23 protein-coding genes are annotated in these 25139 nt (G+C 60.8%); 11 read left to right on the forward strand and 12 right to left on the reverse strand.

Annotated features, from left to right (window positions below):
* Positions 1-9: 9 nt before the first annotated feature.
* The 7 genes from algG to yaaA all read right to left on the reverse strand — a co-directional run bounded on the left by algG (position 10) and on the right by yaaA (position 10348).
* Complete coding sequence (gene algG, locus JN756_RS05565; protein ID WP_201021910.1) at positions 10-1599, reverse strand: mannuronan 5-epimerase AlgG; 1590 nt, start codon at positions 1597-1599, stop codon at positions 10-12.
* Positions 1599-3086, reverse strand: a complete 1488-nt coding sequence (locus JN756_RS05570) for an alginate export family protein (protein ID WP_201021911.1) — start codon at positions 3084-3086, stop codon at positions 1599-1601. Before JN756_RS05570 ends, algG begins: the two co-directional genes overlap by 1 nt.
* Entirely contained in the window at positions 3083-4585 is a 1503-nt protein-coding gene (gene algK / locus JN756_RS05575) for an alginate biosynthesis TPR repeat lipoprotein AlgK (RefSeq protein WP_236255084.1), read from the reverse strand. Before algK ends, JN756_RS05570 begins: the two co-directional genes overlap by 4 nt.
* Positions 4586-4593: 8 nt before the next feature.
* A complete protein-coding gene (locus tag JN756_RS05580) occupies positions 4594-5760 on the reverse strand; it encodes an alginate biosynthesis protein Alg44 (protein WP_017848639.1) in 1167 nt (388 codons plus the stop codon).
* Positions 5761-5798: 38 nt separating this feature from the next.
* On the reverse strand, positions 5799-7280 hold the full coding sequence (alg8, locus tag JN756_RS05585) for a mannuronan synthase (RefSeq protein ID WP_017848640.1): 1482 nt from the start codon (positions 7278-7280) through the stop codon (positions 5799-5801).
* Between the two features lie 83 nt (positions 7281-7363).
* Positions 7364-8680, reverse strand: a complete 1317-nt coding sequence (locus tag JN756_RS05590) for a nucleotide sugar dehydrogenase (protein ID WP_126587571.1) — start codon at positions 8678-8680, stop codon at positions 7364-7366.
* An 888-nt stretch (positions 8681-9568) separates the two neighbouring features.
* Positions 9569-10348, reverse strand: coding sequence for a peroxide stress protein YaaA (yaaA, locus tag JN756_RS05595; RefSeq protein ID WP_046384625.1), 780 nt, complete (start codon positions 10346-10348; stop codon positions 9569-9571).
* A 131-nt stretch (positions 10349-10479) separates the two neighbouring features.
* Here yaaA and JN756_RS05600 point away from each other — a divergent pair, with 131 nt between their 5' ends.
* The 5 genes from JN756_RS05600 to moaE all read left to right on the forward strand — a co-directional run bounded on the left by JN756_RS05600 (position 10480) and on the right by moaE (position 14660).
* Complete coding sequence (locus JN756_RS05600; RefSeq protein WP_057004283.1) at positions 10480-11604, forward strand: polysaccharide deacetylase family protein; 1125 nt, start codon at positions 10480-10482, stop codon at positions 11602-11604.
* Between the two features lie 349 nt (positions 11605-11953).
* A complete protein-coding gene (locus JN756_RS05605) occupies positions 11954-13348 on the forward strand; it encodes a PhoH family protein (protein WP_017848644.1) in 1395 nt (464 codons plus the stop codon).
* Between the two features lie 147 nt (positions 13349-13495).
* Entirely contained in the window at positions 13496-13969 is a 474-nt protein-coding gene (gene moaC / locus JN756_RS05610; RefSeq protein ID WP_046384623.1) for a cyclic pyranopterin monophosphate synthase MoaC, read from the forward strand.
* On the forward strand, positions 13966-14208 hold the full coding sequence (gene moaD, locus JN756_RS05615) for a molybdopterin converting factor subunit 1 (protein ID WP_046488654.1): 243 nt from the start codon (positions 13966-13968) through the stop codon (positions 14206-14208). The genes moaC and moaD overlap by 4 nt, the downstream gene beginning before the upstream one ends.
* Positions 14209-14210: 2 nt before the next feature.
* Complete coding sequence (gene moaE / locus JN756_RS05620; RefSeq protein ID WP_017848647.1) at positions 14211-14660, forward strand: molybdopterin synthase catalytic subunit MoaE; 450 nt, start codon at positions 14211-14213, stop codon at positions 14658-14660.
* A gap of 147 nt (positions 14661-14807) precedes the next feature.
* On the opposite strand, the gene rhlB is transcribed toward moaE, so the two are convergent.
* Positions 14808-16283: an ATP-dependent RNA helicase RhlB gene (gene rhlB / locus JN756_RS05625; RefSeq protein ID WP_032804813.1), complete on the reverse strand. Its 1476-nt coding sequence runs from the start codon at positions 16281-16283 to the stop codon at positions 14808-14810.
* 96 nt (positions 16284-16379) lie between these two features.
* Positions 16380-17036 carry an alpha/beta hydrolase gene (locus JN756_RS05630; protein ID WP_017848649.1) on the reverse strand — a complete coding sequence of 219 codons (657 nt, stop codon included), beginning with the start codon at positions 17034-17036 and terminating at the stop codon, positions 16380-16382.
* Between the two features lie 345 nt (positions 17037-17381).
* Here JN756_RS05630 and JN756_RS05635 point away from each other — a divergent pair, with 345 nt between their 5' ends.
* The 4 genes from JN756_RS05635 (at position 17382) to JN756_RS05650 (ending at position 21551) form a co-directional block, all read left to right on the forward strand.
* Positions 17382-18413 carry an amino acid ABC transporter substrate-binding protein gene (locus tag JN756_RS05635; RefSeq protein WP_010564018.1) on the forward strand — a complete coding sequence of 344 codons (1032 nt, stop codon included), beginning with the start codon at positions 17382-17384 and terminating at the stop codon, positions 18411-18413.
* A 72-nt stretch (positions 18414-18485) separates the two neighbouring features.
* On the forward strand, positions 18486-19667 hold the full coding sequence (locus JN756_RS05640) for an amino acid ABC transporter permease (RefSeq protein WP_079442895.1): 1182 nt from the start codon (positions 18486-18488) through the stop codon (positions 19665-19667).
* Positions 19668-19677: 10 nt separating this feature from the next.
* Positions 19678-20775, forward strand: coding sequence for an amino acid ABC transporter permease (locus JN756_RS05645; RefSeq protein ID WP_017848652.1), 1098 nt, complete (start codon positions 19678-19680; stop codon positions 20773-20775).
* A gap of 11 nt (positions 20776-20786) precedes the next feature.
* Positions 20787-21551, forward strand: coding sequence for an amino acid ABC transporter ATP-binding protein (locus JN756_RS05650; RefSeq protein ID WP_003171943.1), 765 nt, complete (start codon positions 20787-20789; stop codon positions 21549-21551).
* A gap of 64 nt (positions 21552-21615) precedes the next feature.
* Here JN756_RS05650 and JN756_RS05655 read toward each other — a convergent pair whose 3' ends face one another.
* Both JN756_RS05655 and JN756_RS05660 read right to left on the reverse strand, forming a co-directional pair.
* Positions 21616-22104 (reverse strand): type II toxin-antitoxin system MqsA family antitoxin, encoded by a 489-nt coding sequence (locus JN756_RS05655; RefSeq protein WP_046384619.1) that lies wholly within the window; start codon positions 22102-22104, stop codon positions 21616-21618.
* Entirely contained in the window at positions 22101-22412 is a 312-nt protein-coding gene (locus tag JN756_RS05660) for a type II toxin-antitoxin system MqsR family toxin (RefSeq protein WP_046384618.1), read from the reverse strand. Before JN756_RS05660 ends, JN756_RS05655 begins: the two co-directional genes overlap by 4 nt.
* Before the next feature lie 159 nt (positions 22413-22571).
* On the opposite strand from JN756_RS05660, the gene JN756_RS05665 reads away from it, so the two are divergent.
* Together JN756_RS05665 and JN756_RS05670 are read left to right on the forward strand one after the other, a co-directional pair.
* Entirely contained in the window at positions 22572-23231 is a 660-nt protein-coding gene (locus JN756_RS05665; protein WP_017848655.1) for a FadR/GntR family transcriptional regulator, read from the forward strand.
* Entirely contained in the window at positions 23221-24486 is a 1266-nt protein-coding gene (locus JN756_RS05670) for a CynX/NimT family MFS transporter (protein ID WP_201021912.1), read from the forward strand. The genes JN756_RS05665 and JN756_RS05670 overlap by 11 nt, the downstream gene beginning before the upstream one ends.
* On the opposite strand, the gene JN756_RS05675 is transcribed toward JN756_RS05670, so the two are convergent.
* On the reverse strand, positions 24483-25124 hold the full coding sequence (locus JN756_RS05675; RefSeq protein ID WP_201021913.1) for a DUF1120 domain-containing protein: 642 nt from the start codon (positions 25122-25124) through the stop codon (positions 24483-24485). The two genes, JN756_RS05670 and JN756_RS05675, sit on opposite strands and share 4 nt — an antisense overlap.
* Positions 25125-25139: the final 15 nt, after the last annotated feature.

Here is a 25139-nt window from a genome sequence, read left to right on the forward strand (position 1 = left end):
GGGTCATCCTCAGTCCTGCATTTCGGTCTGGCGTTCGACAGGGTCGATCAGCACGGCTTTCTGCTGGCGTACCAGCAGGTCGAGAATTTCTTCCTGACGATCGCCCAGCACGCCGGAGAAGCTGATGCCGCTGGATTTGGTCGGCGCCAGCATCGACACGCGGTACAGCTCGATACTCAACGGCGAGTCGATCGACAGCGGCCCGCTGCCGTTACCGGCCAGTTCGCCGCCGACCACGATCAGCGAGACCTTGGTGTCGAACGGGTCGAGGGCGATGTCGCGGTCGGTGTCGGTCAGGTCCTTGATGTGGCCATAGACGCCGGTCAGCCCGTTGGCCATTGAGGTGTTTTCGTACAGCTTGATGTTGACGCTGTTGCGTATGCGGATGCCGTGGCGACGGTTGGCGATCACCTTGTTGCCCCACAACAGGTTGTCGCCGCTCTCATAGAGCGTGATGCCGTCGGTGTGGTTGCGGTAGATCTCGTTGTCGGCGATCAGGTTGTTCACGCTGTTACGGTCGATCACCAGGCCCGAGAGCTTGTTGTCGTAGCTGCGGTTGTTGAAGATGAAGCTGTCGTTCACTTCCCGGGAAATGATGATGCCGTGCTTCTTCTTGGTGCCGTAGACGGTGTTGTCCGCGATGATCAGGCCGTGGGAACGGTCGTGGGGGTCGATGCCGTAGACGATGTTGTCTTTGTAGGTGTTGCCCTTGATCACAAAGCCTTCGGTCTCGTAGCAGTAGAAGCCGTACCACATGTCCGAGAACTCGGAGTCGATGATCCAGCCGGTCGGCTCAGGGCGCTTGAGCACCTTGGCCATGTTCGGCGTGTACTGGGAAATACTCACCCCATACGACTTACTGTTGGCATAGCCGAAACTGGCCATCTTGGTGTTGGCGATGTAGGTCTCGGTGCCGCCCCAGGCCAGCAGGAACGGGCGGAACTCATTGGGCGACTGGTAGGTCGCCGGGCCGTTGGCCTTTTCTTTCCAACCGGTGATCTTGGTATCGCGCACAAACAGTTGGCCGTCGTTGATCAGGAACGAACCGGCTTCCTGGGACAGGCGCAGTTCTTTGGTGTGCTTGTCGATATCGAGGATGCCCTTGCGCCCGACCACGATCGGCAACTTGGCGAGGAACACGCCCGGCGAGGTTTCGCTGAGGTACTGCTTGGGCACTTTGCCCAGCAGGTCCTTGAGGTTCATGTAGCCGTCGTCGATAAAGATCGCCTGGGGAATGCCGTGCTGGCGCACCACCCACTCGGCCATCTTGTTGTCGCCGCCGATGAAGTCCTTCAGCGCGTCTTCCTGCATCATGCGGCGGATGCTGATTTTGCCCGGCTTGGTTCTGACGATTTTCTTTTCCATCGCCGCGGCGGTGTAGCCCGACAGGTCCGGCAGGGCCGGCTTGGGCATTTCCAGCGGCGCGGTCGGCGGGCTGGAAATGGTGTAGGTCTTGGCCTGTTGCAGTTCTTTGGCGATGGTCGGCGCCTTGACCGGCTGCGCGGTATCGGCGAAGGCTGTGGCATTGGCCATCAGCATCGCGGTCACCAGCAAGCATCTGCCTGTGAAGGGGTGAGCAATCATTGCGCGGGCTCCCATCAGAACTTCCAGATCACGTCGACAAAGGCGCGATGCATGTACGAGTCGACCTGGCTGCCATAAGCGTCGCCCGGTTTGAACACGCCGGCACGAAAGCGCACCAGGGCCGACGGTTCGTCGATTGACTGGCTGAGCGCGGCCGGCAGCAGGCCTTTCTTGAAGTACTTGGTGACGACCAGGTCCATCTCCTGGCCCAGGTCTTTCTTGCCGTCTTCAAGGGGCAGGGAGGTGCTGGACAGGATCGCGCCGGTCACGTCGTCGGTGTTGTTCTGCACGGCGTCGATGCCGTTGCTGCCCACCGGCTTGTTGCCGTCGACGCGCCAGAACTTGTGGTACACCAGGCTGGCGTCGTAGTCCTCGCGCAACTGCCAGGAGCCGAACAGGCTCATGGACTGCATGTTGTTCATCTCGCCGCGGAACGCTTCGCCGAAGCGATGCAGGCGGGACTGGGTGCCGGTGAAGTTCGAACGGTTGCTTTGCAGGCCGTTCTGTTCGTACTCGGCGCTGGCGCGGGCATAGGCTGCACCCACTTGCCACTGCGGGTCGAGGCGCAGGCGGATACCCAGGTCGGTGGCCCAGCCGCTCACGTCTTCGCTGCGCTTGGCGTTGCTCGGGCGGGTGCCGTCGGCGTTCAACGCGTTGACCCTCTCGCGGTCGCCCTGCATGCCGGTGACGCTGGCCCAGTAGTTGACGGTGTTGGTGTTGCGCCAGTTGTAGGCGTCGCTGTTGGCTTCGATGCCGAGCCAGGTCAGGTCGCCGTTCTCGCGCTTGTCCAGCGGGTCGCTGGCCACGCCGGGTTCGGCGTAGTCGAGCTTGCCGTCGTCATGGGTGTGGTGCCCGCGCAGGCCGATCCACTGGCCCGGCGTCCACTGGTAGGCGGCGTCGGCGTAGAAGTGCTGGCGGTCCTTGTCCTTGGGCGACAGCTCCTTGAGGTCGGTGCGGTATTCGCTGAAGCGTTCGGCGGCGCCGACGTTGGCCTTGAGCAGGGTGGTGTCGAAGGTCCAGTTCAGCGCTTCGATGTTGGTGTCGCGCCATTGGCCGTCGTCATTGCGCAGGCGCTGGCGGCCGAACTTGAGGAGCTCGCCGGGGTAGGGCGTGAAGCCGCTGTAGCCGACCCAGAACTCGCGCAGCGCCAGGTAGTTTTTCTTCGCTGTGCGGTCGCTGTTGCTCGACTGCTCGGTGGTGTCACTCGACGACTGCTGCAGGGTGTCGGTCTCGATGATGTCGCTCGAGGCAACGGCCTGGCCCATGGCGTAGGCGCTCCAGTTGCCGCTTTCGCCGTAGATCCACGGGCGCAGGTCGAGGCCGATGCCGTTGACGTCGCCACCCTTTTGGGTGCCGAGGTCGCGGTCGTCTTCGGACTGGCCGGTGACTTTGACTTCCAGGCCGAAGTTATTGGCTTCGGTCAGCGCTGCCAGGGTCGGGCACGACCACAGCAGGGCGAAGGTCAGGCCGATACCGGCCTGCACGAATGGATTGAGCTTCATAGGGATTCCTCGCCGTCTTCTTCTTGCAGGGCGTGCAGTTGCAGCGTGCTCTGGGCCAGGGTGCCGCGCGCGGCCAGTTCCTGTTGCACCAGGCGTTGGCCTTCGGCGCGTTGTTCCGGCGTCAGCGGGGCTTCGAGCTGCGTGGCCAGGTCGTTGGCCTCTGGTGTGTCCTGGGCTTTAGCCAATTGGCTGAAGACATAGGCGTTCAATGGGTCGGGCTTGGTGCCCTTGCCTTGGGAAAACAATTGCGCGATGGCGAAGTCGGCGCTGTTCTGGCCGTTGCGCGCAGCGGTCAGCAGGTGGTCCAGGGCTTTTTGCGAGTAGACCTTGCCGAGGTAGCCACGGCGGTAGATCTGGCCGAGGTAGTAATCGGCGGCCACTTCGCGGCCCAGGGCTTTCTCGAAATGCGCTTCGGCGGCCTTGGCGTCCGCCGGCACCCACTTGCCATCGTAGTAGAGCTTGCCCAGCAACAGCTCGGCGCGCGGCTGGTCGGCGGCGCGGCCGTTGTCCAGGTACTTCATCATCTGGTCGACGTCGCCCAGTTCCGGGAAGTCGTAGAGCAATTGCGCCAGGCTGACCCAGGATGCGGGGTAGCCGGGGGCGATTTTTTCCAGCAGCGCCTGGGCGGTTTTCTCGTCGGTCTTGCCCAGCGTTGCGTCGCCCAATACGCGGGCCACGCTGTCGATGCGCTGTGCGGTGACGGTGCCGCTGCTGTAGCCGGCTTCCATTTGCTTGAGCAGTTCGGCCTGTTTTTCTGGCTCGGCTTTTTTCTGGTAGACCGTGGCCAGTTCGACGTAGCAGATGTCGGTGGTGTTCAGCGCGGCCTTGCAGATGCGCTCGACATCATCCAGATGCTGGTCGTAGGTGTCCTGGGTGCGATACAGCAGCACCTGGGCCAGACCGGCTTCCGGGTAACCGGCGGCCTGCCATTTGTTGATCTGCTGCTGGGCGTTCACGTTGGGGAAGCTGTGCGGGTATTGCAGGTACAGCATCGCTAGCGGGATCAGGGTGTTGCCTTCGCCATTGGCAAAGGCTTTTTTCAGCAGGCCTTCGGCTTCATGGTGTTCGGCGTCGGTGGCGCCGGGCTTGGCCACCAGCAGGCGCCCCAGGCGGGCCTGGGCGCGCGGCGAAATATCCGCAGCGGCGCGGTAAGTGGCCTCGGCCTGTTTGATCTGCGCCGGATCGCGTGTGCCGACCTGGATATCGGCCAGGCCCACCTGGGCCTCGCTGTAACCCAGGGTCGCCAGTTGCTGGTAATTCTGCTGCGCGGTGAGCGTGTCGCCCCGCTTGAGGGCTTCGTTGGCCAGGCGCTGGTCGGGCAGACCGGCGCAACCGGCGAGGCTGACCGCAAGGGCCAGCAACGCGACAGGACCCTTGTGGGCGCGGGCTTGCTCGCGATGCAGGCCGTGCGGTCCGTCAGGCAAACCGCACTGATCCCATCGCGAGCAAGCCCGCTCCCACAGGGATTGCGGTGTTTTCAGGAGAGTCGTCACAGGCATGTCCTCGCTTACAGTCCGGCAGCCATGGCTTTATCGATCAGCCAGTTCAGCGATGGACCACGGTCGCTGGTGACTTCCACCGGGCGGCCGGCGTAGGCGCTGTCCAGCGGTGCGTCCGGCTTGATCTGCACGCGGATGTCGGAGGACAGGTCGGCGCTGTTCAGGCTGGTGCTGCTGACGATGGTGCCGGTGCGGGTCTGTTCTTCGTCGGCGACCTGGAAGTTCACCGGGGTACCTGGGCGAACGTCAGCGAACTGGCGGTAGGAGAAGCGTGCTTCCACGTTGGCCAGGCTGCCACGAGGCACCAGTTGGAAGATCACGTCGCCTTTGCTTGCGTATTGACCGTCGGCCACCATTTGCTGGGCCACGATGCAGTCGCAAGGCGAGGTCAGGGTGCCGGTCATTTGCTTGCCGAACAGTTCTTCGACCTTGGCCGGTTGCAGTTGGTCTTCGTCCAGATGGCCCTTGAGCACGTCGAGCATGCTGGTGCTGAAGGTCGCGAGCGGCGCGCCTTTGGCCGCCACCGCGTCGCCTTTGAGCAGGCTTTGCACGGTGCCGTCGCGGGGCATGGTCACGTTCATGCCGGGCACGCTGACCAGGCCGGCCTGGGCGTGGCTGACGAAGTACATGCCGTACAGCGATTTGAAGACGAAACCGAATGCCGCCAGGCCCACCAGGAAGATCGCCAGGCTGAACGTCACGGCGCGCAGGCGGCCGAAGACGCTCATGTTGCTGCCGCCATCCTTGACCTTGCGCGCCTTGGTGAAGTTGTCGCGTTGCAGGGTGGCGAGTACGTCGCCCATGGTCACGATATCGCCCGACAGGTGCGACGTGATCAGGTGACGCAGCGTGGAAATATCCTGCGCGTCGAGGTTCTGGAACTGGCAGCCGGTGCGCCCGCTCTGGCGGTCGTAGGAGCGAATCTGCAGCTCCACATCCATCGCCAGGCCGAGGTTGTCGATGACAAATTGCAGGCGACCCTTGTGCACTTCGCCAACGATCAGCGGCTGGGTGGCGGTGAACGCCAGGCCGCCGGCGGACAGGTCGATGACCCGCGCTTCGGTCGGCGTGCGGTCAGTGTTGAAAAAGCGCAACTTGGCCGGGATTTTGACCCGGGCGTGCTGGCGTTGGGCTTCGGATTCGTGGACAACGTTGGCGTTTACTTGGCTGTTCATCAGGGCAATTTCCTAGAGTTAATTCAGGCTTGGCAGGGTCAGACCATCATCAGCAACACGGCGACGAAAATGCTGCCGGCGGAGAAGGTCATGGTCCGAGACGACCAGGTGTTGAACCAACGTTGAAAGCTGGCCAAATCGCGGGTCAGTTTGGTGTCCTGGCGGGTCCAGGACTGTTGATCGAGGCGGAAGAACACGTAGATCTTCACCAGCGCGCCCATGATCTGGTTGTAATAGAGAATCACCGGGTACGCCGGGCCGATCCTGTGCCCGGAGCACGACAGCAGCACGGTCAGGATCAGGCGGGTGATGCCGATCCACAGCAGGTACGCGAGGATGAACGCACCGCCGTACTTGAAGGTGGCGATGATCGCCACGGTCAGGCCGAGCAGCGAGGTCCACATCGACACGCGCTGGTCGAACAACACCACGCTGGTGAACAGGCCGAGGCGACGTACACCCAGGCCCAGGGCGCGGGAGTTCTGGCGCAGGTTGTTGCCGTACCAGCGGAACATCAGCTTGCGGCTGGCTTTGATAAAGCTCTTTTCAGGCGGGTGCTCCACGGTGTTGATTGCGGCATCCGGTACGTAGAAGGTGTCGTAGCCCAGGCGCATCAGGCTGAACCAGCTGGACTTGTCGTCGCCGGTCAAAAACTTGAAGCGGCCCAGGCGCCAGTGTTGCAGCGAGTCGCTTTCCACATCGGCGATAAAGCCCGGGTCGGTGACCACGCTGGCGCGGAACACCGACATGCGCCCGGTCATGGTCAACACGCGCTTGGACAGGGCCATCGAGCACATGTTGATGTGGCGCTGGGCGAAGCGCAGTTTGTGCCATTCGCTCATGATGTAGCCGCCGCGCACTTCGCAGAACTCGTTGGTGGTCAGGCCGCCGACATTGCCGAACAGCTGGAACCACGGCACGGTTTTGCGCACGACGCCTTCGGCGAGCACGGTGTCGCCATCGATCACTGCAACCACGGCGCGGTCATCCGGCAAGTGGCGGGAGATGGCGCGGAAACCGAAGGCCAGGCCGTCGCGCTTGCCGGTGCCGGCGATACGCACGAAGTCGAGCTTCACATGGCCCGGCGGGTTCATGCGTTCCCACAGGCTTTTCACCAGCAGTTCATCGGACATTTCCACCAGCGAGCAGACCACGGTGGTGGGGAAGCCGCATTCGATCGCTTCGCGGATTACCGAGCTGTAGACCTGCGCGGTGGTCAGCGCATCGATCCGGAAACTGGTGACCATCAGGAACACATGGGACGGGTCCGCGGCCTTGCCCAACTTGCGCACTTTGCGCCGCAGGTGGGGGTAGACCACGTACAGGAACAGCATGCCGCGAAAGAAATGCGTCGCACCCATCGAGTAGCGCCAGATACCGACGGCGCCAATCAGGAAAATAAAATTCTTCGACTCGGAGTCGAACGTACTCGCCGGCAACAGCAGGGCGAGTCCCATCAGCAGGCTCAAGAAGAACAGCCAGCCGGCGGATTGGAGCAGTACGTGTTTTAACTTGGACATAGGCGTCATCCGCAGGTGAAGGAGGTTTCGAGCTGCAAGCGCTGGGGATCAGGACGCTGGCAGCCCGAAACTTGCGGTTGCTGTTACCAGCAAATACCTTCGGTACGGCCGCTCACACTGGTGGCCTTGGACATGAAGCCCACCAGGTCGACCACTTGCTTGCCGTGCGGTGCGTTATGGGCCAAGGCCCGGAACTTCTCGTCACGGTTGCCGAGGATGATCACGTCGCAGTTGTTGATCACTTCGTCGAAGTCCGAGTTGAGCAGGGACGACACGTGCGGGATCTTGCCTTCGATGTAGTCCTTGTTCGCGCCGTGGACACGGGCGTACTCGACGTTGCTGTCGTAGATGCTCAGGTCGTAACCCTTGCCGATCAGCATTTCCGCCAGCTCCACCAGGGGGCTTTCGCGCAGGTCATCGGTGCCGGCCTTGAAGCTCAGGCCCAGCAGGGCGACTTTGCGTTTGTCGTGGCCGGCGACGATGTCGAAGGCGTTCTGCACCTGGGATTCGTTGCTGCGCATCAGCGAGTTGAGCAGCGGCGCTTCCACGTCCAGCGAGCCGGCGCGGTAGGTCAGGGCGCGCACGTCTTTGGGCAGGCACGAGCCGCCGAACGCGAAGCCCGGGCGCATGTAGTACTGGGACAGGTTGAGGGTCTTGTCCTGGCAGACCACTTCCATCACTTCGCGCCCGTCGACGCCGACGGCCTTGGCGATGTTGCCGATCTCGTTGGCGAAGGTCACCTTGGTGGCGTGCCACACGTTGCAGGTGTACTTGATCATTTCGGCAACGGCGATGTCCTTGCGGATGATCGGCGCGTCGAGTTCTTCGTACAGCGATTGCAGGACATCACCGGAGGCTTTGTCGAATTCGCCGATGACGGTCATCGGTGGCAGGTCGTAGTCGGCGATGGCGGTGGATTCACGCAGGAACTCCGGGTTGACCGCAACGCCGAAGTCGACGCCGGCTTTCTTGCCGGAGCAGTCTTCGAGGATCGGGATCACCACATTGGCCACGGTGCCCGGCAATACGGTGCTGCGCACGACGATGGTGTGGCGGGTGGTCTTGTCACGCAGGACAAAGCCGATCTCGCGGCATACCGATTCGATGTAGTTGAGTTCCAGGTCGCCGTTTTTCTTGCTCGGCGTACCGACGCAAATCATCGACAGGTCGGTAGCGCGGATGGCTTCGGCGAAGTCGGTCGTACCGCGCAGTCGTCCGGTCTCGATACCCTGGCTCAGCAGCTCGCCCAGGCCCGGTTCAACGATCGGCGATTTGCCTGCGTTGATCAGGTCGATTTTTTCCTTGGAGATGTCTACGCCGACCACTTCATGGCCGCGGGCAGACAGGCAACCGGCACAGACTGCGCCAACGTAACCCAAACCAAATATGCTGATACGCATCGCATTTACCTCTGTATTAAATCATGCCATTAAATGGCCGGAGTTCATGTTTGCAAGCGTCACTGATGCCGCGAAAGTTAGGCGAATAGACGCCGACTTGCCGCGTGCAGGCATGTTGAATAACGAGTGACTAACTATTGCACTCAAGTTGTGCGCAACTTGGCCTTGTTGTTGGTGCTTGCCCTGAAATGCAGCCGGCCTTCCTGGGAGAAGGGCCTGGCGCCAGTGCAACAGGGCCTTGATAAAAGGCTGTAAGCCTATAATTATCAATGCCTTGGGTTGTAGCACTGACCCATTGGGGTAAGCACGGCCTTGGCCTTATAGTGTGTGGCAATCGATCCTTATCGCCGCTCTTAACTAATCGGTTGGTAATATGAGCCCAGAGTCAAAGTTTAATGTGACAACTTTGCTACTTCCGTTGGTCGCCATGTAAGTCATCTCTTACAGAAGCAGAGAATTCCGTTACCGGTGGTATGAGCGGTGCTTTAGGGCTAAGTTCCTGGCCGCTCATCCTGTTTCCGGAAATTTCTTGAAATATCAGCAAAGATGGCACTGGTACTATATTGATAGCACTTGCTATTTGGGCCAGTAGTTACGGGGAGTTGGCGCGCGGGAATAGTTTTGTGCCACTAGTGATTTAAAAAAGTGGTGCCACTACGAAAAAAAATGACGAATGTCGAGTGAAATAATTGTTAGAGATGCGTCATGATATTTTTTGACGCCAAACAATTGACGATTCACGCTGTGAAATGCAGACAAAAATGTGGGAGGGGGCTTGCCCCCGATGGCGGTGTGTCAGTCTATCCATGTATGACTGATCCCCCCCCCATCGGGGGCAAGCCCCCTCCCACATTTGATCTTTAGCGTCTATGAGGGCGGAGCAGGGCCTTATTCCGGTGCGTGATCGCGCAGGAACACCAGGTTGTCCGGCTTGGACTGCTCGGCATTGAAGCGATAACCCTGCACATCGAACTGCTTGAGCTGGGCCGGGTCGTTGATACGCTCTTCGATCACGAAGCGGCTCATCATGCCCCGCGCCTTTTTCGCGTAGAAGCTGATGATTTTGTACTGGCCGTTCTTCAGGTCCTTGAACTCGGTATTGACGATCCGCGCATTCAGCGCCGTGCGCTTGACCGCCGAGAAGTACTCGTTGGACGCCAGGTTGAGCAGCACGTCATCGCCTTGTTCGGCCAGGGCTTGGTTGAGCCACTCGCTGATCCGGGTGCCCCAGAAGGCGTACAGGTCCTTGCCACGGGCGTTGGCCAGTTTGGTGCCCATCTCCAGGCGATACGGCATCATCAGGTCCAGGGGGCGCAGCAGGCCGTACAGGCCCGAGAGCATGCGCAGGTGGTCCTGGGCGTAGCTGAAGTCGGCGTCGCTGAAGGTGTCGGCGTTGAGGCCGGTGTACACGTCGCCCTTGAACGCCAGCAACGCCTGCTTGGCGTTGGCAGGTGTGAACGCCGGGGTCCAGCTGCCGAAGCGCGCGGCGTTGAGGCCGCCGATCTTGTCGGACACATGCATCAATTCGCTGATCTGCGCCGGGCTCAGGTGGCGCAGTTGCTCGATCAACTCCTGGGAATGGTCCAGGTACTGCGGCTGGGTAAAGCGCTGGGTCGCAGGCCTGGACTCGAAGTCGAGGGTCTTGGCGGGGGAAATCACCATCAGCATGAAGTTGGCTCCTGTAATCGTGCTTGTAACGTGGGCGGGATTCTAGGGGGTTGGGCACTTTGACTCCACCTATGATGGCGATAGGCGCGATCCGTTATGATGGCCGGTGATTCTGGAGAGGGAGACCCTGTGTGCGAATAGCGCTTTTATTGTCGGCGTGCCTGTTTTGCCTGAACGCCCACGCGGCGCCGGTGGACGTGGCCAGCCTGGATCGCGGCGTCTGGCCGGAAAAACTCAGCAGCCCTGCGCTGTTCGACGTGGCCTCACGCGCCGAAATATTGATGTTCGCCCGCAGCCTGATCGGCAGCGAAGCCCTGGATGAAGCGGCGCTCAAACAGCGCCTGGGCCTGAAGATCATCAACCTGGCGGCCATCGACGATCTGCGTCGCCAGCTCTGGCGGCGCCTTCTGGAGAATTACATCGCTGCCCAGGAAAGTTGCGAGGAGGATGCGTCGTTCTGCTACCTGGTAGAAAACATGGACGACCTGCGCGAGCAGGCCGGCAAGTTCGAGGTCAGTGACAACTCCTTCTATATAGGCTGGGCCGGCCCAAGCCACAATTTCCACGAGCGTTACCTGGACGAACTGCTGCGCAAAGCCGCGCTGTTCCCGCAGATCAGCAGCGAAATCGCACGTTTCGGTGACCATGAGCGCAATGGCGACGAATTCAACGACCGCCTGTTCCTGCTGACCTTCGACGGCGGCCCGGCACCGGTCAGCGGCAATACCGACTGGCTCACCGATTACCTGCGCAAGCAGAAGATGAACGCCACGTTCTTCGCCCTCGGCAGCAGCCTGCAAAACCGTGTGGAGCGCAGTTCCGTCGCGGATGTGCAGGCGCTGTATCAGGGGCAGTGCGTGGGCACTCAAGGTTGGCAGTACCGTTCCCACAGCCATTGGGTCGACTGGCAAAGTTCGATCATCCGCAGCGCCGCGCTGGCGCAGAACCTGATGCCGGAAAACTACGTGCCGCTGTTCCGTCCACCCTACGGCCAGCGCCGCGCGGACAGCCAGGGTTTCTTCCAGTCCCAGGGTTTGCAGGTGGCGTTGTGGGATATCGACTCCCAGGACGAACCGGGCAAGCTCAAGGCCGATGAGTCGGCGCAGCGGGTGCTGACATTGATGTTGTTGTGGCGCAAAGGGGTGATTGTGTTTCACGACACCCAGGACAAGGCGCGGGTCGCATTGCCGATGGTATTGCAGGCAACGGCGCAAAGCGGGCTGGGTTGGCAGGACTGCCGGGAGGCGTTTCGCTGAAGAGGCTGAAGTGCCCGCTCCCGTTGGGGATGCGGCATTTTCGGGGTGATTTTGTACGATATTTCTATGCGGGCCGACTTCCGACTTTAACGGGGTAGCTGGCACTCGGCTAGTGCTATTCGTCATCCTGAAAAATAAACTTCAAAAAAACGTCAAAGTGCTTTTTCCTGTCATGGGTTTTGCGGTATTACGAAGTCAGATCGCCGAAACCTGCAACACAGGTGGCGTCTTCCAAGACTCCTCATGTGGGCACTGCACTTGACGTCACGCAAGGTGCAGTCGGTGGTCGAATCGAGGCGCAGCACTGTTGTGGTATTGCGTCGACTGGCTCCCACAAAGGTGACCGAGTATGGATGATCATGGACGTAACCCTTCTTCCGACCAGCCAATCCTTTATGTGCTTGATACCAACGTACTGATCCACGATCCGAACGCTCTGCTTAACTTCGAAGAACACCACGTCGCCATCCCGATGATCGTGTTGGAGGAACTCGACAAACTCAAAAGCGGGCATCACAGCGTGGCCGCCGAATGTCGCCAGGCCATCCGCCTGATCGACAAAACCCTGGGTGAAGCGTCACCCGAGGACGTCGAAGTCGGTGTGCCGATCCAGCGCGGCAAAAGCGGGCCCAAGGGTTTGTTGTCGATTTTGATGAGCAAGCGCAGCGAGCCCAACAGCCTGCTGCCGGAAAACCTCAACGACAACAAAATCATCAACCAATTGATCGACCTGCACGCTCGTGACAAGGACATGCGCGTGGTGCTGGTGACCAAAGACATCAATATGCGCCTCAAGGCACGAGCGTGTGGGATCGCTGCCGAGGACTACAGTACCGACCAACTGGTCGACGACGTGTCGATGCTGTCCCGTGGTTATCACACCATGACCGGCTCGTTCTGGGACCGCGTCAGCAAGGTCGAAACCCGTCAGGACCACGGTCGCACCTGGCACCAGGTGCAACTGATCGACAACCTGCCGGCGGTACACGTCAACGAGTTCATCATCGACGAACAGGGCTTCGTGGGCTGGATCAAAGAGATCCAGGTCGACAGGCTGCTGATCCTCGACCTGCATCAGGAACCCCTGTTGCACCAGGAAGCCTGGGGCCTGAAACCGCGTGATATCTACCAGAGCCTGGCGCTGTATGCGCTGCTCGACCCGGACATCCACCTGGTCAACCTGACCGGTGCCGCCGGCTCGGGCAAAACCATCCTGGCTCTGGCGGCCGCCATCGAACAGACCATGGTGACCAAACGCTATCGCCGCATCATCGCCACCCGCAGCGTGCAGGGCCTGGACCAGGAAATCGGTTTCCTGCCCGGCACCGAAGCGGAAAAAATGGAGCCGTGGCTGGGGGCGATCACCGACAACCTCGAAGCTTTGCACATGGATGACGAAAACACCCATGGCAGCGTCGACTACATCCTCAGCAAAGTGCCGTTGCAGTTCAAATCCCTCAATTACATCCGAGGTCGCAGCTTCCAGCAGAGCCTGATTTTGATCGATGAGTGCCAGAACCTCACGCCGCACCAGATGAAAACCATCATCACCCGTGCCGGCGCCGGTTCCAAAGTGGTGTGCCTGGGCAACCTGGCGCAGATCGACACCCCTTACCTGTCCGCGACCAGCTCCGGGCTGACTTACCTGACGGAACGCTTCAAAGACTTCCCGAACGGCGTGCATATCGCGCTGCAGGGAGTTCCACGTTCGATCCTGGCCGAATACGCCGAATCTCACTTGTAAACGCGGTCCATGTAGGAGCGAGCGTGCTCGCGAAGAGTGTCTACGATAACGCGGGGTCTCTGGAGCCCCGCGTTGTTCTTTGGTTTTTCGCGAGCAAGCTCGCTCCTACAGGGTTTACAATCGACGCTCCTGATCAGGAGTATCCCTGTGCTGACTCATCTCGATTCCCAAGGTCGCGCCCATATGGTCGACGTCACCGACAAGTCCGTGACGTTCCGAGAGGCGGTGGCTGAAGCGCGGGTGCGTATGCTGCCCGAGACACTGAAAATGATTGTCGATGGTGCCCATCCCAAGGGCGATGTGTTTGCCGTGGCCCGTATCGCCGGGATCCAGGCGGCGAAAAAAACCAGTGATTTGATCCCCTTGTGCCATCCGCTGATGTTGACCGGCGTCAAGGTCGAACTGAGCGCCGAGGGCATAGACTCCGTGCACATCGTGGCGCGCTGCAAACTCTCGGGCCAGACCGGCGTAGAGATGGAAGCGCTGACGGCCGCCAGTGTCGCTGCGTTGACCATCTACGACATGTGCAAGGCCGTGGACCGCGGCATGACCATCGAAAACATCCGCCTGCTGGAAAAGCTCGGCGGGAAAAGCGGGCATTTCAAGGCGGACCAGGCATGAGCATCAACGTACTGTTTTTTGCCCGCTACAGCGAAACGATCGGCCTGGATTCCCTGGAGATGGAAGGCGACTTCGCCACCGTCGACGCGGTGCGCCAGGCATTGGTCGGCGATCCGGGCTTTGACGTGCTCAACGAGACCAGCTTGATGTGCGCGCGCAATCAGGAAATGTGCAGCGTCGACGAGCCGCTCGAAGCCGGTGATGAAGTCGCCTTCTTCCCACCCGTGACCGGAGGCTGAGCATGGCCATCCGTGTGCAGCCCGCGCCGTTTGACCCCGGCGCCGAAGTCAACGCGATGCACGCTGCCAATGTCGGCGTCGGCGCGGTGGTGAGTTTTGTCGGCTATGTCCGCGACTTCAATGACGGCCACGACGTGGCGGGGATGTTCCTGGAGCATTACCCCGGCATGACCGAAAAGGCCCTGGCCAAGATCGCCGTGGAAGCCGAACAACGCTGGCCGCTGCTCAAGCTGGAAGTGCTGCACCGCATCGGCGCGTTGGAACCGGGCGAGCCCATCGTCTTCGTCGCCGCTGCTAGCGCGCATCGTCAGGCTGCGTTTGATGCCTGCGCGTTTGTGATGGACTACCTGAAGACCCGTGCGCCGTTCTGGAAGAAAGAAAGCACCAGCGAAGGTGCGCGTTGGGTGGACGGGCGCGACAGCGACCACGCCGCAGCGGATCGCTGGAAGTAGCCAGCCGAACACCTATCTCAAAATCAGCTGAAATCAAATGTGGGAGGGGGCAAGCCCCCGATAGCAGTGGGTCAGTTGGCAAATTCTGCGACTGACACTCCGCTATCGGGGGCAAGCCCCCTCCCACATGTTTGACCGCATTTGAGCTTAGGGGCGTTTGCGTTCTACAGCCCGGAGCAAGTGCGTCGGCGGTGTCTCGCAGCTGATCTTGCGGCCCAGCAGCGTCTCGATCGACGGCAACTGATACGAGTCATCCTCCCCGGCAAAGCTGATCGACACGCCCGCTGCCCCGGCACGGCCGGTGCGGCCAATACGGTGTACGTAGTCGTCGGGCATTTCGGGCAGGGTGAAGTTGATCACATGGCTGATGCCGTCGATGTGAATCCCGCGCCCGGCCACGTCGGTGGCCACCAGCACGCGGATCTTGCCTTCGCGAAAGCCTTCCAGGGTCTTGATGCGCTTGTGCTGCGGCACGTCGCCTGACAGTTGCGCGGCGTTGACGCCATCACGCACCAAGCGCTCTTCGATACGGCGCACTTCGTCCTTGCGGTTGGCAAACACCATCACGCGCTCCCAACCGTTGTCGTTGATCAGGTTGTAGAGCAGCTTGTACTTGTCGGCACCGGCCACGGCGTAGATGTGTTGCTCGACGTTTTCGCTGGCGACGTTCAGCGCCTCGATCTCGACGATGGACGGCTCGGTGGTCCACTGCTTGGCGAGGTTCATCACGTCTTCGGTGAAGGTCGCGGAGAACAGCAGGGTCTGACGCTCGTTTTTCGGCGGGGTCTGGCGAATGATCTGGCGTACTTGCGGGATAAAGCCCATGTCGAGCATGCGGTCGGCTTCGTCCAGCACCATCACTTCGACCATGTCCAGGTGTACGTCGCCGCGCTGGTTGAAGTCGAGCAGGCGGCCCGGAGTGGCAACCAGGATGTCGCAGTGGCGCGCTTCGAGGTGCTTGAGTTGCTTGTCGAAGTCCATGCCACCGACAAACGTCATGACGTTGAGGCCGGTGTACTTGGTCAGGTCGGCGGCGTCCTTGGCGATCTGCACCACCAGCTCGCGGGTCGGGGCGATGATCAGCGCGCGCGGCTCACCCATGTAGCGTTCTTTCGGCGGCGGCGTTTGCAGCAGTTGGGTGATGATCGAGATCAGGAACGCGGCGGTCTTGCCGGTGCCGGTCTGGGCGCGGCCGATGGCGTCTTTGCCGGCCAGGGTGAAGCCCAGCACCTGCGCCTGGATCGGTGTGCAGTACGGGAAGCCCAGGTCCTGGATGGCGTGCATCAGTTCCGGTGCGAGCTTGAAATCGTGGAAGCGGGTTTTGCCTTCCTGGGGTTCGACGACGAAATCTTCGAGTTTCCACGGTGTGACGGGCGGCTTGGGCGCGCGTTCACGGCGTGCGGCTTTTGGCGCAGGCGCAGTTGCCGCAGCGGCTTCGGCCGGTTTCGGCGGTTCGGTTGGCGTCACCTCGAGCGGTTTCGGCGCGGTCACAGGCGCGGCCAGGCCAGGCTGTTTACCGTCGTGGCGGCTGCCGGGTGTCGGGACGGGAGCACTGGGAACTGGCGCGAGCGGCTCAGCCTCGCTTTTGCCGAACATCTTCTTGAGTGCTTTGAGCACGGTGATCTCATTAATTGGTTAAGGAATATACGCCGGCCAGTGTAATGCAAGAATCGGGCGCGGCGTAGTGCGTCTGTCATGTGGCTAAATAAACGGCGGCGTTCAGCGCAGTCGTTCGGCCAACCACGTACCGATATCGCTGATCTCTTCGGGTAACACTTCGTGACCCATTGGGTATTCCTGCCATGTCACGGTGACACCACGGGTCTTCAAGTGCTCGTAAGCGCTGCGCCCCATGGCGTTCTGTACCACCTCGTCGTACTGGCCATGCAGGCACAGCACCGGAATGCGCTGTTGACTGGCGGATAATTCCAGCTCGTCGTCGAAGGTCGGCGCATAAGTGGAGAGGGCAATCACGCCACCCAAGGCGCCTTGCCATTTATGGAAAGCGGTGTGGTACACCACGGCGCCACCCTGGGAGAAACCCGCCAGGAAAATCCGCGAGGCGTCTATTCCGCTGCTTTTTTGTTCCTTGATCAAATCCGTGACCATTTTGGCCGACTCTTTCAGCTCTTCCAGGCTGATGGACCGCGCCGGGCTCATCGCCCTGATGTCGTACCAACTGGGCATCTCATAGCCGCCGTTGATGGTCACCGGGCGGGTCGGTGCTTGAGGCAGGACGAAGCGGGTGGTCAGCAGGTTTTCCTGCAGCGCTTGGGCCACCGGTTGGAAGTCGTAGCGATCGGCACCCAGGCCATGCAGCCAGATTACGCAGGCGTCTGCAGGCTTGGTGGGCTGAAGAATCAAGGGGTTGCTCATGTCTGCTCCATTAATGTGCGTGCGCTCCGATTGAGTGCGACGGAACGGTGCGCAATAGTTTGATCTGTTACGAGAATGTCGCAAGGTTGAATCTTTTGCCATTGACCTTGGGCTGAATCGACTCAGCAGCCACTCTGGTACGCGCTTTGCTATGTGTAGGTCGATGTCAGATCTTTCCTGGGACGGTAACACTATCAGTGACTGCCGTTTGTGGGATAGCAACTGGAATTACTGCGACTGCCTCATGCTGCTTGACCCTAATAAAAGCCAACACGGGTCGATATCGCCTCATAAGGGTGCGCTGAGGTTCTAGCTCCGACACAACAAGAGCAACTGGAGGTTTGAATGAAGGTATTGAAATCCACCCTGGCCATCGTTTCCGCGGCCGCTGTATTGGGTGTCAGTGGTTTCGCCCAAGCCGGCGCCACCCTGGACGCCGTGCAGAAGAAAGGTTTTGTGCAATGTGGCGTGAGTGACGGCTTGCCGGGTTTCTCGGTACCGGATGCCAGCGGCAAGATCCTCGGGATCGACGCTGACTTCTGCCGCGCGGTAGCCGCTGCTGTGTTCGGCGACGCGACCAAGGTCAAATTCAGCCAGTTGAACGCCAAGGAGCGTTTCACCGCGCTTCAATCCGGCGAAGTCGACATTCTGTCCCGTAACACCACCATGACCAGCTCCCGCGATGCGGGCATGGGCCTGAAATTCCCCGGCTTCATCACTTACTACGACGGCATCGGCTTTCTGGTAAACAACAAGCTGGGCGTTAAAAGTGCCAAGGAACTGGACGGTGCAACCATCTGCATCCAGGCCGGTACCACCACCGAGCTGAACGTTTCCGACTACTTCCGTGGCAACGGTCTGAAATACACCCCGATCACCTTCGACACCTCCGACGAAAGCGCCAAGTCGCTGGAGTCCGGGCGTTGCGACGTGCTGACCTCCGACAAGTCCCAACTGTTCGCCCAGCGCAGCAAGTTGGCCTCGCCGAAAGACTACGTGGTTCTGCCGGAAACCATTTCCAAGGAACCGCTGGGCCCGGTCGTGCGTAATGGCGACGACGAGTGGCTGGCCATCGTGCGCTGGGTTGGCTACGCCATGCTCAACGCGGAAGAAGCCGGTATCACTTCCAAAAACGTCGAAGCTGAAGCCAAGTCCACCAAGAACCCGGACGTTGCGCGTCTGCTCGGTGCCGACGGCGAATACGGCAAAGACCTGAAAGTGAAGAAAGACTGGGTCGTACAGATCGTCAAGCAGGTCGGCAACTACGGTGAAGTGTTCGAGAAAAACCTCGGCAAGAGCACGCCACTGGAAATCGACCGTGGCCTGAACGCGCTGTGGAACAACGGCGGCATTCAATACGCACCCCCTGTGCGCTGATCGCTGATGGTTCTATCACCCGGTGGGCCAACCGCCGGGTGATGTTCTGTTCCATTCTTTCCGGGGCACTTCATGCAAAATAAAATCGGCGCACCAAAGCAGAAGCTCAGCTTCAGCGATCCCAAAGTGCGTGCGTGGCTCTTCCAGATCATCACGATTGTGGCGGTGGTCTCGCTGGGCTGGTACCTCTTCAACAATACCCAGACCAACCTTCAACACCGGGGCATTACCTCGGGCTTCGACTTTCTTGAGCGCAGTGCCGGCTTCGGCATCGCGCAGCACCTGATCGACTACACCGAATCGGACAGCTATGCCCGGGTGTTTGTGATCGGGCTGCTCAATACCTTGCTGGTGACCGTGATTGGCGTGGTCCTGGCGACCCTGCTCGGGTTCATCATCGGCGTGGCCCGCTTGTCGCCCAACTGGATGATCAACAAGCTGGCGACGGTGTACGTGGAAGTGTTCCGCAACATCCCGCCGTTGCTGCAAATCCTGTTCTGGTACTTCGCGGTGTTCCTGACCATGCCGGGGCCGCGCAACAGCCATAACTTCGGCGACACGTTCTTCGTCAGCAGCCGTGGCCTGAACATGCCGGCCGCGCTGGCCGCCGACGGGTTCTGGCCGTTCGTGGTCAGCGTGGTCGTGGCCATCGTGGCCGTCGTGCTGATGACCCGCTGGGCCAACAAGCGCTTTGAAGCGACCGGTGTTCCCTTCCACAAGTTCTGGGCGGGTCTGGCGCTGTTCATCGTGATCCCGGCATTGTGCGCCTTGGTCTTCGGCGCGCCGTTGCACTGGGAAATGCCCAAGCTGCAAGGCTTCAACTTCGTCGGCGGCTGGGTACTGATCCCTGAACTGTTGGCGCTGACCCTGGCGCTGACCGTGTACACCGCGGCGTTTATCGCCGAGATCGTGCGCTCGGGCATCAAGTCCGTCAGTCACGGCCAGACCGAAGCCGCACGCTCCCTGGGCCTGCGCCCCGGGCCGACGCTGCGCAAGGTCATCATCCCGCAAGCCCTGCGGGTGATCATTCCGCCGCTGACCAGCCAATACCTGAACCTGGCGAAAAACTCGTCGTTGGCCGCCGGTATCGGTTACCCGGAAATGGTTTCGCTGTTTGCCGGCACGGTGCTCAACCAGACCGGCCAGGCCATCGAAGTCATTGCCATCACCATGAGCGTGTACCTGGCGATCAGCATCAGCATTTCCCTGCTGATGAACTGGTACAACAAGCGCATTGCGCTGATCGAGCGGTGAGGAAACGAGCATGAGTTCGCATACGTTCAAACCTGATATGCCACCGCCGAGCAAAGTCTTCGGGCCGATGGCATGGATGCGCGCCAACCTGTTTTCCAGCTGGCTCAACACCCTGCTGACCTTGTTGGCGTTTTACCTGATCTACCTGGTCGTGCCGCCGATCCTGCACTGGGCGATCCTCGACGCCAACTGGGTCGGCACCACTCGCGCCGACTGCACCAAAGAAGGCGCCTGCTGGGTGTTTATCCAACAGCGCTTCGGGCAGTTCATGTACGGCTACTACCCCGGCGACCTGCGCTGGCGCGTAGACCTGACCGTGTGGTTGGCCATCGTGGGCGTGGCGCCGTTGTTCATCTCGCGTTTTCCACGCAAGGCGATCTACGGCCTGGGCTTTCTGGTGTTGTACCCGATCATTGCCTTCTTCCTGTTGCGCGGCGGTATTTTCGGCCTGACCAGCGTGGCCACCAGCCAATGGGGCGGCCTGATGCTGACCCTGGTCATCGCCACCGTCGGCATCGCCGGTGCCTTGCCGCTGGGGATTGTGCTGGCGCTGGGGCGGCGTTCGAACATGCCGGCGATTCGTGTGGTCTGCGTGACCTTCATCGAATTCTGGCGCGGCGTGCCGTTGATCACGGTGCTGTTCATGTCCTCGGTGATGCTGCCGTTGTTCCTGCCCGAAGGCATGGGCATCGACAAGCTGCTGCGGGCGTTGATCGGCGTGATCCTGTTCCAGTCGGCCTACGTGGCGGAAGTGGTGCGCGGTGGCTTGCAGGCGATTCCCAAAGGTCAGTACGAAGCGGCCGCGGCGATGGGCCTGGGTTACTGGCGCAGCATGGGCCTGGTGATTCTGCCGCAAGCCCTGAAGATGGTGATCCCCGGCATCGTCAACACGTTTATCGCGCTGTTCAAGGACACCAGCCTGGTGATCATCATCGGTTTGTTCGACCTGCTCAACAGCGTCAAGCAAGCCGCCGCCGACCCGAAATGGTTGGGCATGGCCACTGAAGGCTACGTGTTCGCCGCCCTGGTGTTCTGGATTTTCTGTTTTGGTATGTCGCGCTATTCCATTCATTTGGAACATAAGCTCGACACAGGCCACAAGCGTTAGGAGTTGATGTTATGAGCGAAGCGATCAAACAGCCTGTGAGCCCTGAAGGCATTATCCAGATGCAGGGCGTGAACAAGTGGTACGGCCAGTTCCACGTATTGAAAGACATCAACCTCAACGTCAAGCAGGGCGAGCGTATCGTGCTGTGCGGCCCGTCGGGTTCGGGCAAGTCCACCACCATCCGCTGCCTCAACCGCCTGGAAGAACACCAGCAGGGCCGCATCGTGGTCGATGGCGTGGAGCTGACCAACGACCTCAAGCAGATCGAAGCGATCCGCCGCGAAGTCGGCATGGTGTTCCAGCACTTCAACCTGTTCCCGCACCTGACCATCCTGCAGAACTGCACGCTGGCACCGATGTGGGTGCGCAAGATGCCCAAGCGCAAGGCCGAAGAAATCGCCATGCACTACCTGGAGCGCGTGCGTATCCCGGAGCAGGCTCACAAGTTTCCGGGGCAACTCTCCGGCGGCCAGCAACAGCGCGTGGCGATTGCCCGGGCGCTGTGCATGAAACCGAAAATCATGCTGTTCGACGAACCGACCTCGGCCCTCGACCCGGAAATGGTCAAGGAAGTGCTCGACACCATGATCGGCCTGGCCGAAGACGGCATGACCATGTTGTGCGTGACCCACGAAATGGGCTTCGCCCGTACCGTGGCCAACCGCGTGATCTTCATGGACAAGGGTGAGATCGTGGAACAGGCGGCGCCGAATGACTTCTTCGACAACCCGCAGAATGATCGGACCAAGTTGTTCTTGAGCCAGATTCTGCATTGATCGATGGTTGATGCTTGAAGCGATAAACCCGGCACCAGGCCGGGTTTATTTTTGCCTGCTGTTTTTACGCGGACGCTTGAGTTGCAAGCTGCGCATCTTTTGCGATCAGCAGATGGTTCAGGTCTTCGCCGGCATTGAGTGCCTCTATTTCGGCCAATAGATGCGGATGTTTATCCAGTAGACGCATCAATGTGAGCAGTGGCGCGGGCGGAAAGATCTCAGCCCTTTCGTAGCGGGAAAATGCGTTATGGCCGCGGCCGGTCAATAGCCTCACCGCGTCTTTCTGCGTCAGATGCAATTTGCGGCGAATTCGTTTCATTTCGGCGGCGATGATTGTCCTGGCATCCATTAACAACTTATCGCTGGCATCGGAATAACGCTCTGCGCTATCGGTGTCCGAATCGAACTCGACCTCGTGACAGGCCTGGCATTCCCAGCCTGCAATATCAGGGATATCCCGGATCATGCCGCGTGTGTTGATCGTGAAGTTGCGACCTTCGAAATGCTGCATTGCGTCATGGGTTCCGCAGCTCACGCATTGTTGGGTTTTCATAAGGTTTTCTCCTTGAAGGAGATTACGGGAGGACCACCGCCTGGGCGGTAAGTCACTTTGATGTAAATCTCCGTAGCGTAAATCTTGATCAGATAGACGTCCTGCCACACACGGTGGTCTGAATAGGTCGTCATTGACTTGCACAACATTCGATTCTCAAGGGCGCAGACCGCGAGTCGCATCTGGCCGATGTTCAACTCAAGTTGTCGAGCCGCCTCCCGCGCGCTTGCGGTGAATGCTCTGCTACCCAACCTGATGACATCCGCCTTTATCACCGCCAAATCGTAATGAGGTGTGTACTTTTCCATAAGACACCTAAGGCTGAAATTACCCTTTAAGGGTAATTTTAACAATCGAAAATACTGCTCCGTTTCCCTGCCTGAAAACCCTAGTGCGTTGCCTTTGTAGGCAAGTCCGAATAGGCTGTAGGTAAATTCATCCTATGATTGGACGAAAGCGCAAACCTCATGACAGACATCTCCCCGCTGATCAAACGCTCCCTGGTCGACCAAGCCCTCGAGCAGCTGCGCCAGCGCATCACCCAAGGTACGTGGGCCATCGGCGAGCGCCTGCCCACCGAGCCTGAGCTGGCGGCGGAACTGGGCATCAGCCGCAATACCGTGCGCGAGGCCATGCGGGTGCTGGCATTCTCTGGATTGATCGAGGTCCGCCAGGGCGACGGCAGTTACCTGCGTTCGATGACGGACCCGCTGGGCGCCATGCGCGCGTTATCCCATTGCAGCCTGGAACAGGCGCAGGAGACGCGGCAGATCCTGGAAGTGGAGGCCATCGGTCTGGCCGTCCTGCGTCGCACCGAGCAAGACCTGCACCGGTTGCGCGAGGCGCTTGATGCCAGCGCCGCGCTGTATCACGGTGAGCTGGAGGCCTACATCAGCGCCGATCTGGTATTCCACCAACGGCTGGTGGACGCGGCGCACAACCCGGCGTTGAGCGAGTTGTACCGGTACTTTTCCAGCATCATTGGCGCGCAACTGCGCCAGACCCTGAACATCTCGCCGCGTCGCCAGGCGGTGTTCGACCTGCACACCGCCCTGCTTGATGCCGTAGCGCAGCAAGACCCGGAGCGCGCCAAATCCCTTTGCCGGCAGTTGATCAATGAACCCTGACGCCCCACGCACGCCTGAGTTGGAAGAATTGCTGATCGACGCCGAGGCCGACGACGATGCAGTCCAGCACAGCCCCCCGTCGACGAGCCGGCCATGGCTGTTGCTGCTGGGCCTGGTGCTGGTGGCGCTGAACCTGCGCCCGGCGCTGTCGAGCCTGTCGCCGCTGCTCAGTGAGGTCTCGGCCAGCCTGGGCTTGTCGGCGGCCAGGGCCGGTCTGCTGACCACCTTGCCGGTGCTGTGCCTGGGCCTGTTCGCGCCGCTGGCGCCGCTCCTTGCGCGGCGCTTCGGTGCCGAGCGGGTGGTGCTGGGGATCTTGTTGACGCTGGCCGGCGGTATTCTGCTGCGCAGTGCGTTCGGTGAGGTCGGGTTGTTTGTGGGCAGCCTGATCGCCGGGGCCAGCATCGGCATCATCGGCGTGTTGTTGCCCGGTATCGTCAAGCGCGACTTCGCCAGGCAGGCGGGCGCGATGACCGGGGTCTACACCATGGCGCTGTGCCTGGGCGCGGCGTTGGCGGCGGGGGCCTCGGTGCCCTTGAGCGACTCCTTCGGCAACCGTTGGAGCATCGGGTTGGGCTTCTGGATGGTGCCGGCGTTGCTGGCCGCGCTGTGCTGGTTGCCGCAAATCGGGCAGAAGCACGGCGCGCATCGCGTCGCCTACCGGGTGAAGGGCTTGCTGCGCGATCCGCTGGCCTGGCAAGTGACCTTGTACATGGGCCTGCAATCGTCCCTGGCCTACATCGTGTTCGGCTGGGTGCCGTCGATCCTCATCGACCGCGGCCTGAGCGCCACCGATGCCGGGCTGGCGCTGTCCGGTTCGATCATCGTGCAACTGCTCAGCGCCCTCACCGCGCCTTGGCTGGCCACGCGCGGCAAGGACCAGCGCCTGGCCATCGTGGTGGTGATGCTGCTGACCCTCGGCGGGCTGATGGGCTGCCTGTACGCGCCCCTCGACGGGCTGTGGGGCTGGGCGATTCTGCTGGGCTTGGGGCAGGGCGGTACGTTCAGCCTGGCGCTGACCTTGATCGTGCTGCGCTCGCGGGATGTCCACGTGGCCGCCAACCTGTCGAGCATGGCCCAGGGCTTCGGTTACACCCTGGCGTCCCTGGGCCCGCTCGCGGTGGGCCTGATTCACGACTGGACCGGCGGCTGGGCCGCCACCGGTTGGGTCTTCGCGGTGATCGGCCTGGGCGCCATCGTCGCTGGCCTCGGTGCGGGGCGCGCGCGGTACGTCGAGGTCAGCAGCGAGAAAGTCTAGAGGTACTCCACCTCCAGCGTCGCCGAACCGTCCATGAGGATGTCGGTACTCAGGTCCAGATTCTGTTTGGCGTTGATCACCGTCTCCAGGCTCAGCGTGCTGGTCAGGTTCTGGATCGCCATGGGGCCGGCGGTGCTGCCCGCGGTGTCGGTGAAGCCCAGCAGGCTCTTGGCGCCGATGTTGATCGGGTTGCGGTTGGCCGCGCGCCAGGCCACGCCGCCGGTGGTGGACTCGGTGCCGTAGACCTCGGCCACGCCACCCACCACGGTCTGCTGCGGATCGAACGTCAGCGAGTACACGCCGATCTTGTTCGCGCTGTTGTCCAGGCCCAACCCGTAATAAATCTCGCTGTTGACGTGGGCCGAGCCGTCGCGGTTGTCGTGCATGCGCAAGGCATAACGCACCGGGCCGTTGCAGATCACCGTCAGGTTCAGGGACTTGATCGGCAGCCGCGTGCCGGTCGTGAGGTTGAGGTCTTGCTGGGCGATCTTGCCGAAATCCACCACGCCGTTGGCCGACAGGCTTGGCGCGCAGGACACCGGGATGATCCGGCCGTTGACGTTCAGGTCGACGGGGGCGGCGGCCTGCGCCGGTTGGCTGAACAACAGGGGCACGAGGATCAGGTAGCGAGCAATCATGGGAGGCTCCGAGGG

This window comes from Pseudomonas sp. Y39-6, from assembly GCF_023651955.1.
In the GTDB taxonomy this organism is placed as follows: Bacteria; Pseudomonadota; Gammaproteobacteria; order Pseudomonadales; family Pseudomonadaceae; genus Aquipseudomonas; species Aquipseudomonas veronii.

Coding starts and splice junctions, on each gene's coding strand:
- algG (WP_201021910.1), bottom strand. CDS start 1,599: ATGGGAGCCCGCGCAATGATTGCTCACCCCTTCACAGGCAGATGCTTG.
- JN756_RS05570 (WP_201021911.1), bottom strand. CDS start 3,086: ATGAAGCTCAATCCATTCGTGCAGGCCGGTATCGGCCTGACCTTCGCC.
- algK (WP_236255084.1), bottom strand. CDS start 4,585: ATGCCTGTGACGACTCTCCTGAAAACACCGCAATCCCTGTGGGAGCGG.
- JN756_RS05580 (WP_017848639.1), bottom strand. CDS start 5,760: ATGAACAGCCAAGTAAACGCCAACGTTGTCCACGAATCCGAAGCCCAA.
- alg8 (WP_017848640.1), bottom strand. CDS start 7,280: ATGTCCAAGTTAAAACACGTACTGCTCCAATCCGCCGGCTGGCTGTTC.
- JN756_RS05590 (WP_126587571.1), bottom strand. CDS start 8,680: ATGCGTATCAGCATATTTGGTTTGGGTTACGTTGGCGCAGTCTGTGCC.
- yaaA (WP_046384625.1), bottom strand. CDS start 10,348: ATGCTGATGGTGATTTCCCCCGCCAAGACCCTCGACTTCGAGTCCAGG.
- JN756_RS05605 (WP_017848644.1), top strand. CDS start 11,954: ATGGATGATCATGGACGTAACCCTTCTTCCGACCAGCCAATCCTTTAT.
- moaD (WP_046488654.1), top strand. CDS start 13,966: ATGAGCATCAACGTACTGTTTTTTGCCCGCTACAGCGAAACGATCGGC.
- moaE (WP_017848647.1), top strand. CDS start 14,211: ATGGCCATCCGTGTGCAGCCCGCGCCGTTTGACCCCGGCGCCGAAGTC.
- JN756_RS05630 (WP_017848649.1), bottom strand. CDS start 17,036: ATGAGCAACCCCTTGATTCTTCAGCCCACCAAGCCTGCAGACGCCTGC.
- JN756_RS05635 (WP_010564018.1), top strand. CDS start 17,382: ATGAAGGTATTGAAATCCACCCTGGCCATCGTTTCCGCGGCCGCTGTA.
- JN756_RS05640 (WP_079442895.1), top strand. CDS start 18,486: ATGCAAAATAAAATCGGCGCACCAAAGCAGAAGCTCAGCTTCAGCGAT.
- JN756_RS05645 (WP_017848652.1), top strand. CDS start 19,678: ATGAGTTCGCATACGTTCAAACCTGATATGCCACCGCCGAGCAAAGTC.
- JN756_RS05650 (WP_003171943.1), top strand. CDS start 20,787: ATGAGCGAAGCGATCAAACAGCCTGTGAGCCCTGAAGGCATTATCCAG.
- JN756_RS05655 (WP_046384619.1), bottom strand. CDS start 22,104: ATGAAAACCCAACAATGCGTGAGCTGCGGAACCCATGACGCAATGCAG.
- JN756_RS05660 (WP_046384618.1), bottom strand. CDS start 22,412: ATGGAAAAGTACACACCTCATTACGATTTGGCGGTGATAAAGGCGGAT.
- JN756_RS05665 (WP_017848655.1), top strand. CDS start 22,572: ATGACAGACATCTCCCCGCTGATCAAACGCTCCCTGGTCGACCAAGCC.
- JN756_RS05670 (WP_201021912.1), top strand. CDS start 23,221: ATGAACCCTGACGCCCCACGCACGCCTGAGTTGGAAGAATTGCTGATC.
- JN756_RS05675 (WP_201021913.1), bottom strand. CDS start 25,124: ATGATTGCTCGCTACCTGATCCTCGTGCCCCTGTTGTTCAGCCAACCG.